Origin of the sequence: Candidatus Jettenia sp. AMX1 (genome assembly GCF_030263775.1) — a bacterium.
In the GTDB taxonomy this organism is placed as follows: Bacteria; Planctomycetota; Brocadiia; order Brocadiales; family Brocadiaceae; genus Jettenia; species Jettenia caeni.
This window is the reverse complement of record NZ_SZPP01000034.1, coordinates 20,339-37,873: the sequence shown is the minus strand read 5'-3', so window position 1 is coordinate 37,873 and position 17,535 is coordinate 20,339. Positions and strand designations below refer to the sequence as shown.

General features: G+C 39.9%; 13 protein-coding genes and 1 riboswitch. Of the genes, 3 read left to right on the top strand and 10 right to left on the bottom strand.

The window, feature by feature from the left end; genetic code table 11:
* Positions 1–13: 13 nt before the first annotated feature.
* Positions 14–1,225, bottom strand: coding sequence for a cation:proton antiporter (locus FBQ94_RS11040; RefSeq protein ID WP_007222788.1), 1,212 nt, complete (start codon positions 1,223–1,225; stop codon positions 14–16).
* Positions 1,212–1,721 (bottom strand): cation:proton antiporter regulatory subunit, encoded by a 510-nt coding sequence (locus FBQ94_RS11035; RefSeq protein ID WP_007222787.1) that lies wholly within the window; start codon positions 1,719–1,721, stop codon positions 1,212–1,214. Before FBQ94_RS11035 ends, FBQ94_RS11040 begins: the two co-directional genes overlap by 14 nt.
* A 201-nt stretch (positions 1,722–1,922) precedes the next feature.
* On the opposite strand from FBQ94_RS11035, the gene cobO reads away from it, so the two are divergent.
* Positions 1,923–2,459: a cob(I)yrinic acid a,c-diamide adenosyltransferase gene (gene cobO, locus FBQ94_RS11030; RefSeq protein WP_007222786.1), complete on the top strand. Its 537-nt coding sequence runs from the start codon at positions 1,923–1,925 to the stop codon at positions 2,457–2,459.
* Positions 2,460–2,469: 10 nt separating this feature from the next.
* Positions 2,470–3,201 carry an FAD-dependent thymidylate synthase gene (gene thyX / locus FBQ94_RS11025; protein ID WP_007222785.1) on the top strand — a complete coding sequence of 244 codons (732 nt, stop codon included), beginning with the start codon at positions 2,470–2,472 and terminating at the stop codon, positions 3,199–3,201.
* Positions 3,202–3,328: 127 nt separating this feature from the next.
* Here the strand turns inward: thyX and FBQ94_RS11020 are convergent, their stop codons facing one another.
* The 8 genes from FBQ94_RS11020 to FBQ94_RS10985 form a co-directional block, all read right to left on the bottom strand.
* Positions 3,329–3,616: a MoaD/ThiS family protein gene (locus tag FBQ94_RS11020; protein WP_007222784.1), complete on the bottom strand. Its 288-nt coding sequence runs from the start codon at positions 3,614–3,616 to the stop codon at positions 3,329–3,331.
* A 34-nt stretch (positions 3,617–3,650) separates the two neighbouring features.
* A complete protein-coding gene (gene thrC / locus FBQ94_RS11015) occupies positions 3,651–4,895 on the bottom strand; it encodes a threonine synthase (RefSeq protein ID WP_040544482.1) in 1,245 nt (414 codons plus the stop codon).
* Between the two features lie 79 nt (positions 4,896–4,974).
* Positions 4,975–5,097, bottom strand: a riboswitch (SAM riboswitch).
* A 366-nt stretch (positions 5,098–5,463) separates the two neighbouring features.
* On the bottom strand, positions 5,464–6,774 hold the full coding sequence (locus FBQ94_RS11010; protein WP_007222782.1) for a DUF1015 domain-containing protein: 1,311 nt from the start codon (positions 6,772–6,774) through the stop codon (positions 5,464–5,466).
* Positions 6,775–6,781: 7 nt separating this feature from the next.
* On the bottom strand, positions 6,782–8,041 hold the full coding sequence (ahcY, locus tag FBQ94_RS11005; RefSeq protein ID WP_007222781.1) for an adenosylhomocysteinase: 1,260 nt from the start codon (positions 8,039–8,041) through the stop codon (positions 6,782–6,784).
* Between the two features lie 193 nt (positions 8,042–8,234).
* Positions 8,235–9,401 (bottom strand): methionine adenosyltransferase, encoded by a 1,167-nt coding sequence (metK, locus tag FBQ94_RS11000; protein ID WP_007222780.1) that lies wholly within the window; start codon positions 9,399–9,401, stop codon positions 8,235–8,237.
* A gap of 8 nt (positions 9,402–9,409) precedes the next feature.
* Complete coding sequence (locus FBQ94_RS10995; protein ID WP_007222779.1) at positions 9,410–10,714, bottom strand: 3-deoxy-D-manno-octulosonic acid transferase; 1,305 nt, start codon at positions 10,712–10,714, stop codon at positions 9,410–9,412.
* Between the two features lie 73 nt (positions 10,715–10,787).
* Positions 10,788–13,406 carry a preprotein translocase subunit SecA gene (gene secA, locus FBQ94_RS10990; protein WP_007222778.1) on the bottom strand — a complete coding sequence of 873 codons (2,619 nt, stop codon included), beginning with the start codon at positions 13,404–13,406 and terminating at the stop codon, positions 10,788–10,790.
* 222 nt (positions 13,407–13,628) lie between these two features.
* Positions 13,629–15,392, bottom strand: coding sequence for a formate--tetrahydrofolate ligase (locus FBQ94_RS10985; protein WP_007222777.1), 1,764 nt, complete (start codon positions 15,390–15,392; stop codon positions 13,629–13,631).
* A gap of 707 nt (positions 15,393–16,099) precedes the next feature.
* On the opposite strand from FBQ94_RS10985, the gene FBQ94_RS10980 reads away from it, so the two are divergent.
* Positions 16,100–17,332, top strand: coding sequence for an outer membrane beta-barrel protein (locus FBQ94_RS10980; RefSeq protein ID WP_007222776.1), 1,233 nt, complete (start codon positions 16,100–16,102; stop codon positions 17,330–17,332).
* The last annotated feature ends 203 nt before the right edge of the window (positions 17,333–17,535 follow it).

The following is a 17,535-nucleotide window of genomic DNA, read 5'->3' as shown; positions in this document are numbered from 1 at the left end:
TATTATTTTCCTCTTACAAATATTTATGGGGACCCATAGTTGAACTATCATCAATGGGTTTTATTTCTTTCTCTCTTCTTTCAATAAGCCATTTTGTAAACCAATCCGATTCCTTCATGATAATACTACCAAGAATGGCGCTAAACAATACGTAGAATCCGGTAAGACATTGTAGAGGATAAGGCAGGTTGTGATTCATTGCAATGGCCCCTGCCAGGATGATTGAGAATTCTCCCCTGGGGATAAGACTAAAACCAAGCCTTAAACCGGCCTTTTTACTTAAGGCGTATTTTTTACCAATAAGGTAGCCACCAAAGACCTTACTGAAAGAAGAGAGAATAAATATAAATATTGCCATCGGAATGAGGTTTCCGAAATGTTTGTAATCAATCGACATTCCAAATGCAACGAAGAAGATTGCTGTGGAAAATTGTTGAAATGGTTTGATTGCCTCTGAGATCCTGTGTCTTTGTTTCGTCTCCGATAGTAGCAATCCGGCAAGGAATGCACCTATTGCCTCAGAGAGTCCTATTTTTGCCGCAGCGCCTGCTGAAAGTACAATAACCGACAGAATCAGGATTACAAATAATTCCGTATGATCGATATCAATAATCTTATCGATATATTTTTTTGAAGTTCTCGCTAGTATGATAAAGAACATAAAAAAAGCAGAAGTCTTCAGCATAACGAAAAAGATACTCTTTGCGTCTATTTTACCATAATTAACAATGCCGACAATGAATGCAAGGAATGTGGCAATGAACATGTCTTCAAAAATCAAGATATTAAGAATATATTCCGTTTCCGGATTTGCTGAACGCTTTAAATCAATAATAGATTTGGCCACAATTACGGAACTCGTTACATAAACAATTCCTGCAAGTAAGAGTGATTGGATGAGATCATATCCCAGCAGCCATCCTATTAACAGGCCAAGTGGAAAGTTAAGTATAAAATCATAAATTCCTGTATAGAATATCTTTTTCTGGTTATTCACGAGACTGCCAACTGAAAATTCAAGACCAAACATAAAGAGCATAAAGATAATGCCCAGGGTGGCGATAAACTCTGTTATAATAGTAACAGGGAAAAAATTCTGAAGAATCATGCCGACTATAATGAAAATTGCGGTGAGAGATTGATTGATCTTGGTAGCTAAAAAGCCAGCAAAAAATAGGGCGAGGAGGGAGATGCCCAGTACTAATACGCTTTCATTGACGATCATTTTCTACCGGTTGTTTGATATCAAAGGTTGATATAAAGTTTTTAATCTGTTCATTATTTCCTATAATAATAATAGTATCATGAGGTTTAATAACCTCATGAGGTGGAGGGTTGGGAAGTACCGTTTCACCTCTGATAATGGTAGTAATGGATACCCCTGTCATTTTTCGAATGTCCAGCTCCTCAATCTTTTTATTGGCTAATAGTGAGTCGGGTGTGACCTTGATCCATTCCATAGTTACATTTTTCATCATGAGCTTTTGCTTTTCTTCAATGACTGGCTGGAAATATGTCCCGGCGAGTATTGCGCCAATTTGACGAGCCTCTTCGTCGGTTAGTCTCGTTACCGAGATAGGCTCATCGCTATCTTTGGTAAATTTAAAGACCTCTCTCTCTCCTGAAAAGTGAATTACTATAACTAATTTATCATTTGAATCTAACTCCAAGGTAAATTTTTTGCCTATACTCGGTAGATCACTTTCCTTGATCTCTGACATATAATCTCCCTTCTTTCAACATATCCCGGTTTTATAAACAGAAAAACATCTCTAAACGTTCCCATATTAAGCATGGTATTTTAAGATTCCAAGAAAAGATTCTGCTACCTTATTATACCAAACTTTAATTCCTTGATTAATAGAATCTTTTTACATATTATAATACCTATATATTTTTTATTTTAACAAAGACGGTTGATTATGGGAAACGGCTTAATACTAGTAAATACAGGTGATGGAAAAGGCAAGACTACGGCTGCATTAGGGCTTGGTCTCCGGGCTACCGGACATGGTATGAAAGTGCTTATGCTTCAGTTTATTAAAGGAGCATGGCATACCGGTGAACTTGAAGCAATGAAGCGATTAGAACCAGGTTTTCGGATTGTTCAGTTAGGCCTGGGATTTATCCGTAAGGAGGGTCTGCCGGGTACCCCCTATACGGATGAGATTATTGAAAATGCAAAAGTATCATGGGATTATGCAAAACAAGAAATCTTTTCTGATTTGTACGATGTTGTTATTCTTGACGAAATCAATAACATGACCAGCTACGGCCTTTTAGACGCTGAAGATATACTAGCAGCATTGAAGGAGAGGCCGAAAAGATTACATGTGATTCTTACAGGGCGCAACGCTCATAGCAAAATTATTGAGCTAGCCGATATAGTGACGGAAATGCACGATATTAAACATTGTTACAAAAAGGGTATTAAAGCCCAAAAAGGTATTGAGTTTTAAGAGTAAATTTGTGGCGGAATCCAAATTACAGGTAATATTACTACAGTATACACCGGATCCTGAAGAAATAATAGCTCAGGCAGCTAAGCTATGCTATAGTCCCGCTTCTGTTGCTGAATTGAAAAACCAGATTAAGAACAAGGACCAAGCAGGTTTTATTGAAAAATTGATCGATATGCGTCATCTCTCGCCTATAGAGCATGTTACTTTTACTTTCGGTGTAGAAGGTATCTCACGCGCCTGTTCTCACCAGATCGTAAGGCATCGCCTGGCATCTTACTCCCAGCAGAGCCAGCGATATGTCGGACAGCAAGGTAAGGAAAAGGGAGGATTTCATTTCATTGTTCCTCCTAGTATAGAAAAAATAGGCAAAAGAGAGTGGTTTCTTGAAAAGATGAAGGTCATTCAGGAGTGGTATGATGAGCTTGCAGGTGCATTTGAGACTAACGGAGAAAGCGCCCTTGAGGATGTCCGTTTTTTATTGCCGAATGCTGCAGAGACAAAGATTATCATTACTATGAATGCCCGTGAACTGTTACATTTCTTTCAGGTACGTTGCTGTAATCGCGCCCAGTGGGAGATAAGGGCTATGGCAACGGAGATGCTCCGTCTCGTTAAACAAGTTTCTCCCCATATTTTCAAAGAAGCAGGTCCAGGTTGTGTACATGATACATGCCCGGAGGGACAGATGACGTGTGGTCAAATGGATGATGTTCGGGAAAAGTTTAAAAACCTCTTATAGAATTTTTTCCATTCATACTATAGAGTTACCAGGGCCCTGTGCTTGATCGATACTTTAAAGTTGTATTCAGGGGGGCTTTTTCAAGCTGTGTAGGTTGGGTTGAGGAACGAAACCCAACCTCACGAGTTTAAAATCTATAATTTCCACCAGCAATAGCAGGCACTATGGATATATAATCGCCGTCTTTTATCGGTGTATTTAAATTACCCATAAACCGGATATCTTCATCATTGAGATAAAAGTTGATAAATCTTCTGATCTGACCATCGCCATCGCAGATTCTTTCTTTAATCCCTTTATAATTAGCTTCAAGATTTTCAATAATATCCTTAATATTTTTCCCATCCACCTTCACCTCATCAGCTCCCTTAGTAACGGCTCTTAGTGGTGTTGGGATACGTACAGTTACTGACATTCTTAATACTCCTTTCAGATTTAATAGGTAAACTTTAATGTACAGCAGACATTTTCTCTTCCATAATGGCATCAAATTCAGCGAGAGAAGGATTGATAATTTTTGGAATTTCTAACTTATTCAGTACTGCCTCCTGGGTTTTTAATCCATTTCCTGTAACACTAATTACAATAGATTCATTCCGGGGAATCTTGCCTTGCTCGATGAGTTTTTTTGTGACTGCTACCGTTACACCGCCGGCTGTTTCTGTAAAAATACCTTCAGTTCTGGCAAGCAATTTAATGCCTTCCACGAGTTCATCATCCGTTGCATCTTCTGCCCATCCGCCTGATACATTAATGGTTTTCACAGAATAAAATCCATCAGCCGGATTACCAATTGCAATTGATTGCGCAATTGTCTTTGGCTTTACCGGTTTTATTATATCGGTTTCCGCCTTGACTGCTGTGGTTATGGGAGAACTTCCTGTAGCCTGGGCGCCATGTAATTTTGTATCTGCTGTATCAATAAGCCCTAATTTTGCAAACTCTTTAATGGATTTTTCTATCTTCGTAATTAAAGACCCGCCTGCCATGGGAACGATAATATGTCTCGGTACTTTCCATCCGAGTTGTTCCATGATTTCATATCCATACGTTTTCGATCCCTCGCCATAGTAAGGTCTCAAATTTACATTCACAATGGCCCATCCATATTTATCGGCAATTTCTGAGCAGAGTTTATTTACATTATCATAGTTTCCTTTAATTTTTATTACGTTCGTGCCGTAGATTAATGTTCCGATAATTTTGCCTTGTTCAAGGTCGGCTGGCATAATGATATAACTTTCCAAACCTGCTTGTACAGCTTGAGCAGCGACTGCATTTCCCAAATTTCCTGTTGTTGCACATCCTACCGTCTTATACCCAAATTCTTTTGCTTTTGTCAAAGCCGTTGAGACAACCCGATCTTTAAAAGAAAACGTAGGGTAATTTACCGAGTCATTTTTTACGTATAGTTCTTCCACTCCCAGAACTTTTGCCAGATTGTTTGCTTTGATTAAAGGTGTAAAACCAACTTGAGCGCCGACAGTTGGTTCTCCGTCAATAGGAAGCAACTCCCGATAACGCCACATCGTTTTACCACGAGATTCTATGACTTTTCTCGTAAGGACTTTCTTGATTTTATCATAATCGTAATCGACTTCTAAAGGACCAAAGCAAAAGCTACACACATGCAACGGCTCTTTTGGATATGCCTTGCCACACTCCCGGCATTTTAGACCTTTTACAAATCCCATCATTTGCCTCCATTAAATTCAGCAAATAAAAAAGCCTCTTTCTATTACATAAGATAGGAAGAGGCTTTTCTACGTCCCTATCTTATCTTTTCCCAAATCATGAGACAGGAATTAGCACCAGCATCCTGCCTAGCTTATTTACTAGACAAGACCGGTTGCTGTGGCTTCACAGGGCCAGTCCCTCTGCCACTCTCGATAAGACGAATAAAACTTATCACATAATAACGAAAAAGTCACATTCTGTCAATTAATTAATTTAATGTATCAGAACAAGGGATTTTTGTTTGCAATTTCGGTTTAATCGTGGACGATTGAACCAGCGAATTAGCAAAGATTAAAGAAAGCTGGAAATGTTTCCAGAGCGTAAGTCTTCTGATAACTCTTTTGAAGGGGTATTGGTATAGAAAAGGGCGTGAAATCTTTACTCAGAAGCCGGTATACCGGAGCAAGCGAGATGAGGAATTTCCATGGTTGTTGTAGAGGCAGGTTTCAAACCTGCCCCTACGGGTGTTTGCCATTACCCTGTACGATTTTTGGAGATGAAATTTTCATTAAAAATCATACAGAGCTAGCTTAAACTGTTTATAACAATACCTGTGATTAATTTTGGGTAAAAATAGGTTGATTTTGGAGGCATAACCTTTCGTTCTATGGCAATTTCTTTTACCTGTTCGATAGGGGTTGGCTTCAGAAAGAATGCCAATTGATATTGACCTGATTTTACAAATGCTACAGCTTCTCTTTCATCCTTTACATATTTTACATAGTCTTTTAAGGTAACATCGCTGGCGTTTATCCCTAATATCTTATTGATAATCATGCCATGCAGTATACCAGTATCGATATGCTTCCATTCCGGATGATCATTGGCGAAAACCGTATCTAACAATTTCTGATTACTTAAGTGTAATGTATAATATGCATCTTTCTGGCCAACATACATGCCGAAGGTATGGCTTTTCGTTTCAGCATGTAAGTGTGATATAAAATCCTCTATCTTATACCTGCTGTCGAGCGGCACAACGGTAAAGGCCTCCTGTATTGACCGAAGGATATGATCAAAGCGATAATCTTTTATGTTACGGATGAGGCGATGAGCCGGGAGTACTTTTAACCCGTGGTTATTCATCGACACACACATCATCATTACATAATCTAAGGGTAAATCATTTCCAAGCCCACTCTGTTCCTTACGCATTTGCTCCCGGTAAGTTAATGAAGTCTCGTAACGATGATGTCCGTCAGCAATAAAGAGTGGCTTTTCTTTCATAAGTGAGATCAATCTGTCAATAATAGTATTTTCCTTTATGATCCAAAGCTTATTTTTTACACCACCATCATCCACAAAATCTACTTTTGGCTTTGCGATAGTAATCGTAGATAAATAGGTATCAATTATGTTATTTTCATCGGGAAAGAGTGCGAATATAGAACTGAGATTTGCCTGGCAGGATTGGATAAGTTTTAAACGATCTGCTTTAGGACCAGAAAGAGTTTGCTCATGGGGATAGATATGTCCTTTATCAAAAGGTTCTAACTTTACCAGCGCAATAAAACCTCTACGGGTTATCCATGTATTGCCGGATAGAAATTCCTGATCATAAATATAAATTGCGGGAGCATCCTCTTGTTTGAGTATCCCATTTTTCTTCCAGGTATTCAGGAATTCAGCCGCACGGGTATACTTGTTGACTTTTTCTGTATCGCCGGAAATATCCTTTCCCAGATCCAGGCGAATAATATTATTCGGATGAGCCTGATAATACCGCTCCTGGTCTTGAGGAGAAATCACATCGTAAGGCGGTGTTACAACAGAGGAAATATCATGGATAATATCCTGGTTGAACCGTAATCCTTGAAATGGTTTTATAATGGCCATAGAGTAATCAGGTACCTTCCTCCCATGAAGCGAGATACTTTTCTTGTTCTTTTGTAAGGGTATCAATGGAAATTCCCATAGACTTCAATTTTAAATTCGCAACCCATTGATCGATTTCTTTGGGAACATCATAGACTTTTGGAACTAACTTACCCTTATTTTTTACTGCATATTCTGTAGCCAGCGCCTGAGTCGCAAAACTCATATCCATTACGCAAGCCGGATGACCTTCTGCTGCGGCAAGATTAATGAGGCGGCCCTCGCCGAGAAGGTAAATTGATTTATTGTTCCTGAGCATGTATTGATCTACACCATTACGGACATCTTTATTAACGCTTGTAGACAGAGCCTCCAGAGCGCCAATATCCAATTCTACATTAAAGTGGCCGGAATTACAAACAATGGCTCCATTCTTCATGATCTCAAAATGCTCCTTCCGGATCACATGGAGGTTTCCTGTTAATGTGCAGAATACATCTCCTACCCTGGCTGCTTCCAGCATGGGCATTACCATAAAGCCATCCATTGCTGCCTCCAGAGACCGAATGGGATTGATTTCGGTAACTACGACATGCGCCCCCATACCTTTTGCCCGCATAGCAAAACCTTTTCCACACCATCCATAACCAGCGACAACAACTGTTCTTCCGGCAAGGAGAAGGCTGGTAGCGCGAATAATTCCATCAATGGTGGACTGTCCTGTCCCGTAACGGTTATCAAAAAGATGTTTTGTGTCGGCATTATTTACAGCAATGACGGGGATCTTCAGTGATCCGTCTTTTTCCATAGCCTTTAATCGTATTACACCTGTTGTTGTCTCTTCCATGCTACCGCAGAGTTGTGGAATGAGATCTTTGCGTTCTTTATGAATTGCAGAAACCAGGTCAGCGCCGTCATCCATGGTGACAGTCGGCTTATGATCTAGTGCGGATGTAATATGTTTGTAATATGTTTTATTGTCTTCTCCTTTGATAGCAAAGACAGAAATACCATAGTCCTTTACCAAAGAAGCGGAAACATCATCCTGAGTAGATAATGGATTTGAAGCACAAAGAACAATATCTGCACCGCCTGCCTGCAGTGTTCTCACGAGATTTGCGGTCTCTGCTGTTACGTGGAGGCATGCAGACATTTTCATCCCCTTGAGTGGTTTCTCCTTTTCAAATCGTGCTCTTATCTGGGACAAAACAGGCATATCGTTGTTAGCCCATTCAATGCGTCTTTTACCACCGGGAGCAAGATTTATATCTTTAATATCATAATTCATGAATTCTCCTTTGTTAGCATTTTTGAAAGAATGTAATTCACCGCAGAGAATACTGAGGTTGCAGCGATTCTCTGAGAGTAACAAATTTATCTGCTAGATTTACGATTTGAGATTATGGGTCTGAATTGTAAAATATAAATTACCATATTTCTCTGTGCCCTTTACGTTTTCTGCGGTGAATTATTATCAGATTTTAAATACCTGCAGCCTTTCGTAAGGCTTCGACCATATCCGTTTTTTCCCAGGTAAAGGTGTCTTCCGGCCTGCCAAAATGACCGTGTCTGGCCGTAATCTTGTAAACAGGTCTCCTGAGTTTTAATCGTTCAATAATACCTTTTGGGGTCATATCGAAAACCGTTTCGCAAATCTGAGTGAGTTTTTCGTCTGCAATCTTACCCGTACCCTCTGTATAAATATGGATAGCAAGAGGTTTTGCTACACCAATAGCATAGGCCACCTGTGCCTCACATCGGTCTGCCAGGCCTGAAGCCACTACATTCTTTGCAATATGTCTGGCTGCATAGCATGCGCTTCGGTCGACTTTCGTTGGATCCTTCCCGGAAAAAGCGCCGCCGCCGTGCCGTCCCCAGCCACCATAGGTATCCACGATGATCTTTCTCCCCGTTAAACCACAATCACCCTGAGGGCCCCCAATTACAAAACGTCCTGTTGGATTTATATGGTAGATTGTCTTACTATCCAGGAGATCTGCAGGGATTACCTTTTTTATAACTTTTTCAACCATATCTTCTTTGATTGTTTGATACGTTACGTCCGGGGCATGTTGAGTAGAAACGACTACCGTGTGGACCCTGATAGGTTTATGATCTTTATATTCTACTGTTACCTGGGATTTTGCATCAGGGCGTAAGTATTTCACGATATTATTTTGCCTCAATTCGGCAAGTTTTATAATAATTCTATGTGCAAGCATAATCGGAAGTGGCATAAGTTCCGGGGTATCATTGCAGGCATAACCAAACATCATTCCCTGGTCGCCAGCACCCTCTTCCTTATAGAGGCCTTCACCGCTTACCCCTTGTGAAATGTCGGGTGATTGTTTTCCGATACTCGTTATAACTGCACAGGTATTATAATCGAATCCGATCGAAGCATCTGTATAACCAATCTCTTTTACCGTATTTCTCACAATATCGGGAATGTTAACGTTCGCCTTTGTAGTAAATTCGCCAGCTACAAAGGCCACTCCTGTTGTAACCATCGTCTCACATGCTACCCTGCTCATAGGGTCTTGTTCAAGCATTGCATCCAGTACAGCATCAGATATCTGGTCTGCAACCTTATCCGGATGCCCCATTGATACTGATTCCGAAGTAAATAAATGAATTCCTTTTTTCATAACTGATACTACCGCTCCTTCAATAAAATTTTCCTTAACAATTTCAAATTACGATCTGTAGCACCCTTTTGTTTTATGATAACAGACTGTGCTCTCCTGCCCATTTCCCTGGCCTCATTTGGATGCTCTAAAAGATACATCATTTCATTGGATAACTCTGATTCATTCTGAACGATCTTTATAGCATCTGCTTCTTTTAATAACCGAACTTCCTCATGAAAATTGAATGTGTGCGGTCCAGCAATAATCGGTTTGGCCAGCCCCGCTGGTTCCATTATATTTTGGCCGCCTTGCGGCACAAGGCTTTTTCCAATAAATACACAATCTGCAATGCTATAGAGAGTAAGTAATTCCCCTACAGTATCAATAAGGATAACCGTTCCGTACTTATGCTCACCTATCTTTTTCCCCTTGTCAAGGGAAGTTTTTCTTATAAACCTGAGCCCTGTAGATTCAGTTAAGGTAGCTATCGTATCAACCCTTTCGATATGCCGGGGCGCTAAAATAAGTCTTAATGTAGTAAATCTTGCACTCATTTCCTTAAAGATCTTGAGAATAATAGCCTCTTCACCCTCGTGTGTGCTTCCACAAATAATAACCTTATCCCGCGTATCAATTTCAAATAAATCCAGTAACTGTTTTTTTTTATTTTCAGAAATGGCGGTTATTATATTATCAAATTTCATGTTTCCTGTGACAGTAACTTGTGGTTCTGATATACCAAGATTCATAAGGTGGACTGCATCGATTTTAGATCTTGCGCAATACATATTTTCTTGTATGGTTAAGCTTGTAAGAAATTTTTTTGAAATCTTACCTAAGAAGCGATACCATTTTAGCGACTTTTCGGATATCCTGGCATTGAGCAAGGCTACGGGAATACGCCTTCTGGCCGCTGCTATCAGGAGATTGGGCCATATCTCCAACTCGATCAATAGGAGGCATTTCGGTTGTATGACATCCAGTACCTTATAAATTATCCAGCTTAAATCAAGAGGAAAATAAAAAATGTTTTTTTCAGCAAAATGCATCTTTGCAACCGTTAATCCTGTGTTGGTGTTGGTAGATATTACTATACTTAAGTTATTAAACTCTTTTTCAAAGTGTTTTACAAGTGTTTTTACAGTTAAAATTTCTCCAACTGAAGCACAATGGATCCATATACAAGATTTTTTTTCTTGTTTTATCGTAATCCATCCGAGGCGCTGCAGCAAGCCGGAACGATGCCGTTTACTGGTAATACATTTCACAAGAAGATATGGTGAACCGAGGATAAGCGCTGTTATGTAAATAACATCGAAAATTGTAGGCATGCAAGATGAAATGAGCTTTCAGGTTTATTGTATGTTCTTTGCCAGTATTATGAGTATGAATACGACTCTATAATTACATGGTTCTGCCACAACACTGTTTGAATTTTCTGCCACTACCGCATGGACACGGTTGGTTTCTACCGATCTTGACTGATACTTTAATGGGTTCTAACTTTTGCTCAACAGGCGCTTCGGGAGTTGTATTTTCTATATGACCAGCCGCAACTTCAACCGGAGATTGTTGTATTGTATTTAATCCAGAAACTTCCTGGTGAACATAGTGGTCAGGATGCCATATATCTTTTTTCTCCGCTTCTTCTCCCAGTTGTAGTCTAAATATGAGATCCGTTACTTCATCTCTAATTGCGAGATTCATACCCTCAAACATACCGAGCGCTTCCCTTTTATATTCAATTCTCGGGTCTACCTGGGCATATCCCCGGAGACCAATGCCCGACCTCAGATGATCCATAGCATACAGGTGGTCTTTCCACTTCGTGTCAATTTTTTCCAGTAAAAGTATTTGAGCAATCTTTTCCATCTGATCTTTGCCAATGGTATTTTCCTTTGTTCCGTATGTCTCAGTAGATTTCTTTATCAAAAAATTTTCTATGTTCTGACGGGTTTTTTCTTCAACCTCATCCAGATCAATTGCTACACCAAATTTTTGTTTAAACCAGGCGGCAAGATCAAATGCCTCTTCCTCGTCGCTGCTGTGCTTTGTATTGTAAGCGAAATTCACTATTTCCCTGATACAATCTTCTATCATTTGAACTACATAGTCCCGAAGATACTTACCTTCAAGCACATTCTGCCTTAAGGTATAAATCGCCTTTCTCTGTTCGTCCATAACCTCATCATATTCGAGCAGATGTTTACGAATTTCAAAATTGTGCTCTTCAACCTTTTTCTGTGCCCGTTCAATAGATTTGGAAACCATGGTATGCTCAATTGCCATACCTTCTTCCATACCGAATGTTTTGAGAAGTGAGCTTACACGCTCTGAAGCAAAAATACGCATTAAATCATCTTGTAATGAGACATAGAATCGGGATGAGCCTGGATCTCCCTGGCGTCCTGCTCGGCCACGAAGCTGGTTGTCAATACGCCTTGCCTCATGCCTCTCGGTGCCGATAATGTGGAGTCCGCCCATAGTTGCAACCCCTTCGCCGAGGACTATATCTGTTCCTCTTCCCGCCATATTCGTAGCAATGGTAACGTTTCCCGGTTGTCCGGCTTTTGCGACTATGTGCGCTTCTCGCTCATGTTGTTTGGCGTTGAGTACTTCATGTTCGATACCTTCTCTCATGAGTTTTTCACTGAGGAGTTCCGATTTTTCAATAGATACCGTCCCAACCAATATAGGTCTTCCTTGTTTGTGTACTTCTACAATCTCTTTGATGATAGCATCGAATTTTTCTTTTTCGGTCCGATAAACACGGTCTGGAAAATTTGTACGACGCATCGGTTTATTTGTGGGAATAGAAATTACTTCAAGTCTGTATATCTTATCAAATTCTGCAGCTTCTGTTATTGCTGTGCCTGTCATTCCGGCAAGTTTCTTATACAATCTGTAGAAATTCTGGAGTGTTATTGTTGCAAGAGTTTGGTTTTCCTCTTTGATACGCTGATGTTCCTTTGCTTGCACAGCCTGGTGCAACCCGTCGCTCCATACACGGCCTTCCATCAAACGTCCGGTAAATTCATCTACGATAACTACCTCGCCCCCTTTAACGATATAGTCCTTATCGTTTTTGAAGAGATGATGTGCACGAAGGGCTTGTTCAATGTAGTGTGGCCACTCCATATTCCTATCGGTGTAAATGCTATCCACATTCAGCAGTTTCTCAACTTCCTCAATGCCTTCCTCCGTAAGGTGCGACATTCGCTCTTTTTCTTTTATTTCAAAATGCTTTCCGAATTTTAAACGTCTGGCAACTTTATCTGCTATATAATATTTTTCCGTTGATTCCTCTGCCGAACCAGAGATAATTAAAGGAGTACGTGCTTCATCAATAAGAATACTATCAACCTCATCGACAATGGCATAATTCAGACCCCGGCTAATCTGTACCTGCTCTTCTGACCGAACCCTCATATTATCACGAAGATAATCAAAACCGAATTCATTATTTGTTCCGTAGGTAATATCGCATAAATAGGCAGCTTTTTTCTCTCCATATTCCTGGTGCGATTGAATAGCGCCGGCTTTTAATCCTAAGAATTCATACAAGGGACTCATCCAGTCTCTATCACGTTTCGCCAGATAATCATTAACTGTAACGATATGAACACCTTTCCCTGCTAAGGCATTCAGGTAAGCTGGCAATGTTGCAACCAAGGTTTTTCCTTCACCAGTCGCCATTTCAGCTATCTTTCCCTGGTGCAGGACAATACCACCGATTAACTGAACATCAAAGTGGCGCATGGTACGATTAGGACTATCAGGATTGGGGGCTATCAGGATTCTTCGGCTTGCCTCTCTCACCGTTGCAAATGCTTCCGGCAAGAGATTGTCCATGATTTCTCCGTTGGATAACCGTTCTTTAAACTCGTCCGTCTTTTGGCGAAGCTCAGCATCGGTTAGAGACATCATCCTGGTCTCGAGGGTATTAATTTGGTCTACAACAGGTTTAATCTTTTTCAGGAACCGGTCATTAGAGGTTCCAAATATTTTTGTTAATATGCTCATGGCTTAGTATTAAAAAATTTTACCGGTATTTTATAAGTCAGATTCTTCACTTAAAATCATAGTATTATCAGGATTAAAAGGCATATTCTTGATTATTGTAAGCAAATACAAGTATATAGTCAAGGTAATGTTTAGGAACAGAATAAAAAAGGCTGTTGAGCTATTTTGTTCAACAGCCTTTTATAAACAGCAGTCGTAGTCTCTCAATCAGGAATTAAAGGACTAAAAAACTCCCTTTACTTTTCCGGTATTTACATCAACATCCACACGCCGGAATGCAGGATCAGAGCTGGTTCCTGGCATAAGTTTTATATCTCCTGCCATTGGTACTACAAACCCTGCTCCTTTGAAGGTTAAAATATCCCGAATACGTAATCTCCAGCCCCTCGGTGCGCCTTTTAATTGTGGATTATCGGTGATCGAAAGATGGGTTTTGACCATGCAGGTTCCCATTTTTGAAATGTCAGGATCGTTATCCAATATCTTGATTTTTGTTAAGGCCTCTGATGTATAATCAACTCCATCTGCACCGTAAACTTCCTTTGCAATCAGTTCAATACGTGTTTTTAAAGGAGCGCTTAAGTCATAAAGGAATTTAAAATTATTAGGCTGATTGCATGCATCAATTACTGCATCAGCTAGTTCTAATGCTCCTTCACCTCCTTTTAGCCAGTGCTGAGACAGGGCAACACGGGCTCCGGCCTTTTCTGCCAGTCGGCGGATTGCTTTAATTTCGGCATCTGTATCCGTATGGAAGTTATTGATGCAAACTACAGGATTAATTCCGGCCTTCTTCACTGTGTTGATATGATGGATGAGATTCTCTGTTCCTTTTTCCACCCATCCAACGTTTTCTTCTTTGTAGGCTGGATCCAAAGGACGGCCCGGTACCGGGATAGGAGCGCCGCCATGGCATTTCATTGCGCGGACAGTGGTAACAATTACCGCTGCATTGGGGAGTTGTCCTGAGTAGCGGCATTTTAAATTCCAGAATTTTTCAAATCCGATATCTGCTCCGAACCCCGATTCCGTTACGTGATAGTCACCTAATTTTAAGCCAAGTCTGTCTGCGATAATTGAGGACTGACCAATAGCAATATTGGCAAAAGGTCCCGCATGAACAAATACCGGTTGTCCCTCAATAGTCTGCATCAGGTTCGGATTAATAGCCTCTATCATCCATGCCGTCATAGCGCCTGCCACTTCAAGATCGGTAGTAGTTATTGGACTGCCTTTTTTATCATAGGCAACAACCATTTTGCCTATCCGCTCCCTCATATCTTTTAAATCTTTAGCTACCGAGAGAATTGCCATAATTTCAGAAGATACTGCTATGGCAAATCCAGACTCCATCATAAAACCATCCATCCTGCTCCCGATACCGATTATTATTTTTCTCAGTGCCTGGGCGCAAAAGTCTATAATCCATTTAAGTTCTATTCTGTCGGTATCGATATTAAGACGTTTTAAATTCCTTTTTGCAAGCTCTTCGTCGTTGTAATTGAATTCATGTTGCACTCTGGATGTAAGGGCCACCATAGCCAAATTGTGAGCGTTCATAATGGCGTTTATATCGCCTGTCAACCCAAGTGAAAAAGGTGTTAACGGAATGCATTGGGAGAGCCCGCCACCAGCAGCAGACCCTTTGATATTCATGGTCGGCCCTCCTGATGGCTGCCGAATGGCGCCGATAACCCTTTTATCTCTTTTCCCTAATCCCTGCACTAATCCCATAGTAGTGGTCGATTTTCCTTCGCCCAGAGGTGTTGGTGTTATGGCTGTTACATCAATGAATTTTCCATCGGGCTTTTTCTCAACCCGTTTCAATACCTTATTAAAATCAACCTTTGCCACGTAATGCCCGTGAGGAAGCAGTTCTTCTTTTTCCAGACCTAACTCTTCGGCCAACTGATATACCGTTTTCATTCGGGTTTCAGCTTCTTCTGCTATTTCCCAATCCGCGTGCTTGGTGGGGTCCAACGCCATTGTTTTTTCTCCTTAATAATATTCTTAAGATATTATTGCCTTAAAATTAAATTCGAATTGCCTTTTATATAAATGGCTGCTTAACACGTAGTAAAATGTAAAGTATACGATTCATAACCCTATATATATCTATTACAGAATAATAGTGAAGTGTGAAATTATAACCATAAAATGATAGAGGTCAAGAAAAATGATCTAAGATTATTAATATTTTATTAAATTATGTAAGATTTTTATTGACAAAAGCCTTTGTAAATATAAAATGCAGCAATTAAAAAGCTTGTTAAGCTAGCCATTGCACCATATCATCCACATTTATGGCTAAATTCAAATGGATAAAAGAAATGCCATAAGTTCTATATTTCTCTTGATCAAAACGCAAGATCTGTATCTTTTCCCTTTGCTTTAAGTCTTGTATGTAGTAAGTTGTTGATTTTTACAGACTTAAGCAAGCCTATTTATGTGAGCTTGTAATTTATAGATACTGAAATATTTATTTATTCTGAAATATTTGTAAAGGTATTTGTTTTGCTTAATTTCGTTTTAGTAAAAGGAGTAACTCTCTTAATTATTTTGATAAAATAAATTACGGTCAGGAAAGGAGGGAGAGCTATATATAAAATACCATAGGTATGTTTGCTCATTGCCTTGAGGCGTATGGATTTACATGTTAAGCCCTTTTATTGAAGGAAAGGAGAGAAGTTCTGATGAAGAATTTATATAAGTGGGGGTTGGCAGGGATATTATGTAGTGCAATGGCGGGTTTTACTACGCCGATTTTTGCACAAGTTTTAGACGTGGTACCAGAAGAAGCAGCGCCGGTCATGCCAGCAGAAGAGAGTGGACTTGTAAATTTACTAAAAGATATGAAAGTAAGTGGTTTTGTTGATACAAATTATTTTTATAACGATGAGGCTCCTTCAGGACAAAACAACCTCAGCCCGCTAAATTTTATTGGTGAAAATGAAAATCACTCACTTACCTTTGAGAGCTTTGCACTCTTTGTGGATAAGGCGGTTACTGATGAGAGTCCGATAGGTTGGCAATTACATACGTATTTTGGCGAGAAAGCAAAGAGAATTACCTTTCTGGGTGAACCTGGCACAAGTGATCCAGACCGTGATGATATTTTTACCGTTGCAACAGCAAACGTTTCCTGGAAGGCGCCAATTGGTAGTGGTATTACCTTTCGGTTTGGTAAGTTCTATACCTGGATTGGGGCAGAATTGGTAGAAAATATAAATAACCCCAATTATCAGCATGGAATTCTTTACAATAATGCTATTCCTTTTACCCACACAGGTATAAGCGCTAGTTATGATTTTACCGATAAGGTAAGTTTGAGTCTCTATGGGGTCAATGGATGGGATTCCTTTGTTGATAACAACTCATCAAAGTCATTTGGATGGTATCTTACCTACAAACCAACAGAAAAAGCCTTTGTTTCCCTGGGAGGAATCCACGGAGCTGAGGGATGGGATAATCCAAAGGGCCCAATTCCAGTTAATGTTCAGCGAAGGAGCACGAATGGGGGTTTGACCCACTTGTTTGATGTTGTAGCTACGTATCAACTAACTGAAAAGTTATCATTTATCCTTAATGGCGATTGGGGTCAAGCGCAGGATGCTGCAATGGATATCGGAAATGGCCTGGCTTTAGGGAATACGGGCCACTGGTGGGGTGTTGCGGGTTATGCTTTGTATGATTTTACCAATTGGATTCAGGGAGTTGTACGATACGAGTATTTTGATGATACCGATGGGGTAAGATTTTTTGATCAAACAATATGGGAAGTTACCCTTACCTGTAATATTAAGATGAGAGAGAATCTCTTATTTAGGCCTGAATACCGCTTTAACCATTACTCCGATCCTGATGCTATTGGTGTCCATGATTCATCAGAGAATATTTATGGTATTGGCATCGAATACCTATTCTAAAAACTTAATTTTGTTCTCTGTTTTCTGATCGGTAACAGGAATTAAAACAAAGTTTTATTCACTATTGGGTAGTGAAATTCGAAAAGTATATAATCCCCCTATATTTTCCAGAAAGAGATATAGGGGGATTTTTATTTAATATCTATACTCACTCTATTCAAAATATGATACAAAACCGAGGTAGGGGCGAATCCTGTATTTGC

Excerpts from the sequence above, each read along its gene's own strand:
- FBQ94_RS11040 (WP_007222788.1), bottom strand. The coding sequence starts at position 1,225 with ATGATCGTCAATGAAAGCGTATTAGTACTGGGCATCTCCCTCCTCGCC.
- metK (WP_007222780.1), bottom strand. The coding sequence starts at position 9,401 with ATGAAAAAAGGAATTCATTTATTTACTTCGGAATCAGTATCAATGGGG.
- ahcY (WP_007222781.1), bottom strand. The coding sequence starts at position 8,041 with ATGAATTATGATATTAAAGATATAAATCTTGCTCCCGGTGGTAAAAGA.
- FBQ94_RS11035 (WP_007222787.1), bottom strand. The coding sequence starts at position 1,721 with ATGTCAGAGATCAAGGAAAGTGATCTACCGAGTATAGGCAAAAAATTT.
- FBQ94_RS10980 (WP_007222776.1), top strand. The coding sequence starts at position 16,100 with ATGAAGAATTTATATAAGTGGGGGTTGGCAGGGATATTATGTAGTGCA.
- FBQ94_RS10995 (WP_007222779.1), bottom strand. The coding sequence starts at position 10,714 with ATGCCTACAATTTTCGATGTTATTTACATAACAGCGCTTATCCTCGGT.
- FBQ94_RS10985 (WP_007222777.1), bottom strand. The coding sequence starts at position 15,392 with ATGGCGTTGGACCCCACCAAGCACGCGGATTGGGAAATAGCAGAAGAA.
- FBQ94_RS11020 (WP_007222784.1), bottom strand. The coding sequence starts at position 3,616 with ATGTCAGTAACTGTACGTATCCCAACACCACTAAGAGCCGTTACTAAG.
- secA (WP_007222778.1), bottom strand. The coding sequence starts at position 13,406 with ATGAGCATATTAACAAAAATATTTGGAACCTCTAATGACCGGTTCCTG.
- thrC (WP_040544482.1), bottom strand. The coding sequence starts at position 4,895 with ATGGGATTTGTAAAAGGTCTAAAATGCCGGGAGTGTGGCAAGGCATAT.
- FBQ94_RS11010 (WP_007222782.1), bottom strand. The coding sequence starts at position 6,774 with ATGGCCATTATAAAACCATTTCAAGGATTACGGTTCAACCAGGATATT.
- cobO (WP_007222786.1), top strand. The coding sequence starts at position 1,923 with ATGGGAAACGGCTTAATACTAGTAAATACAGGTGATGGAAAAGGCAAG.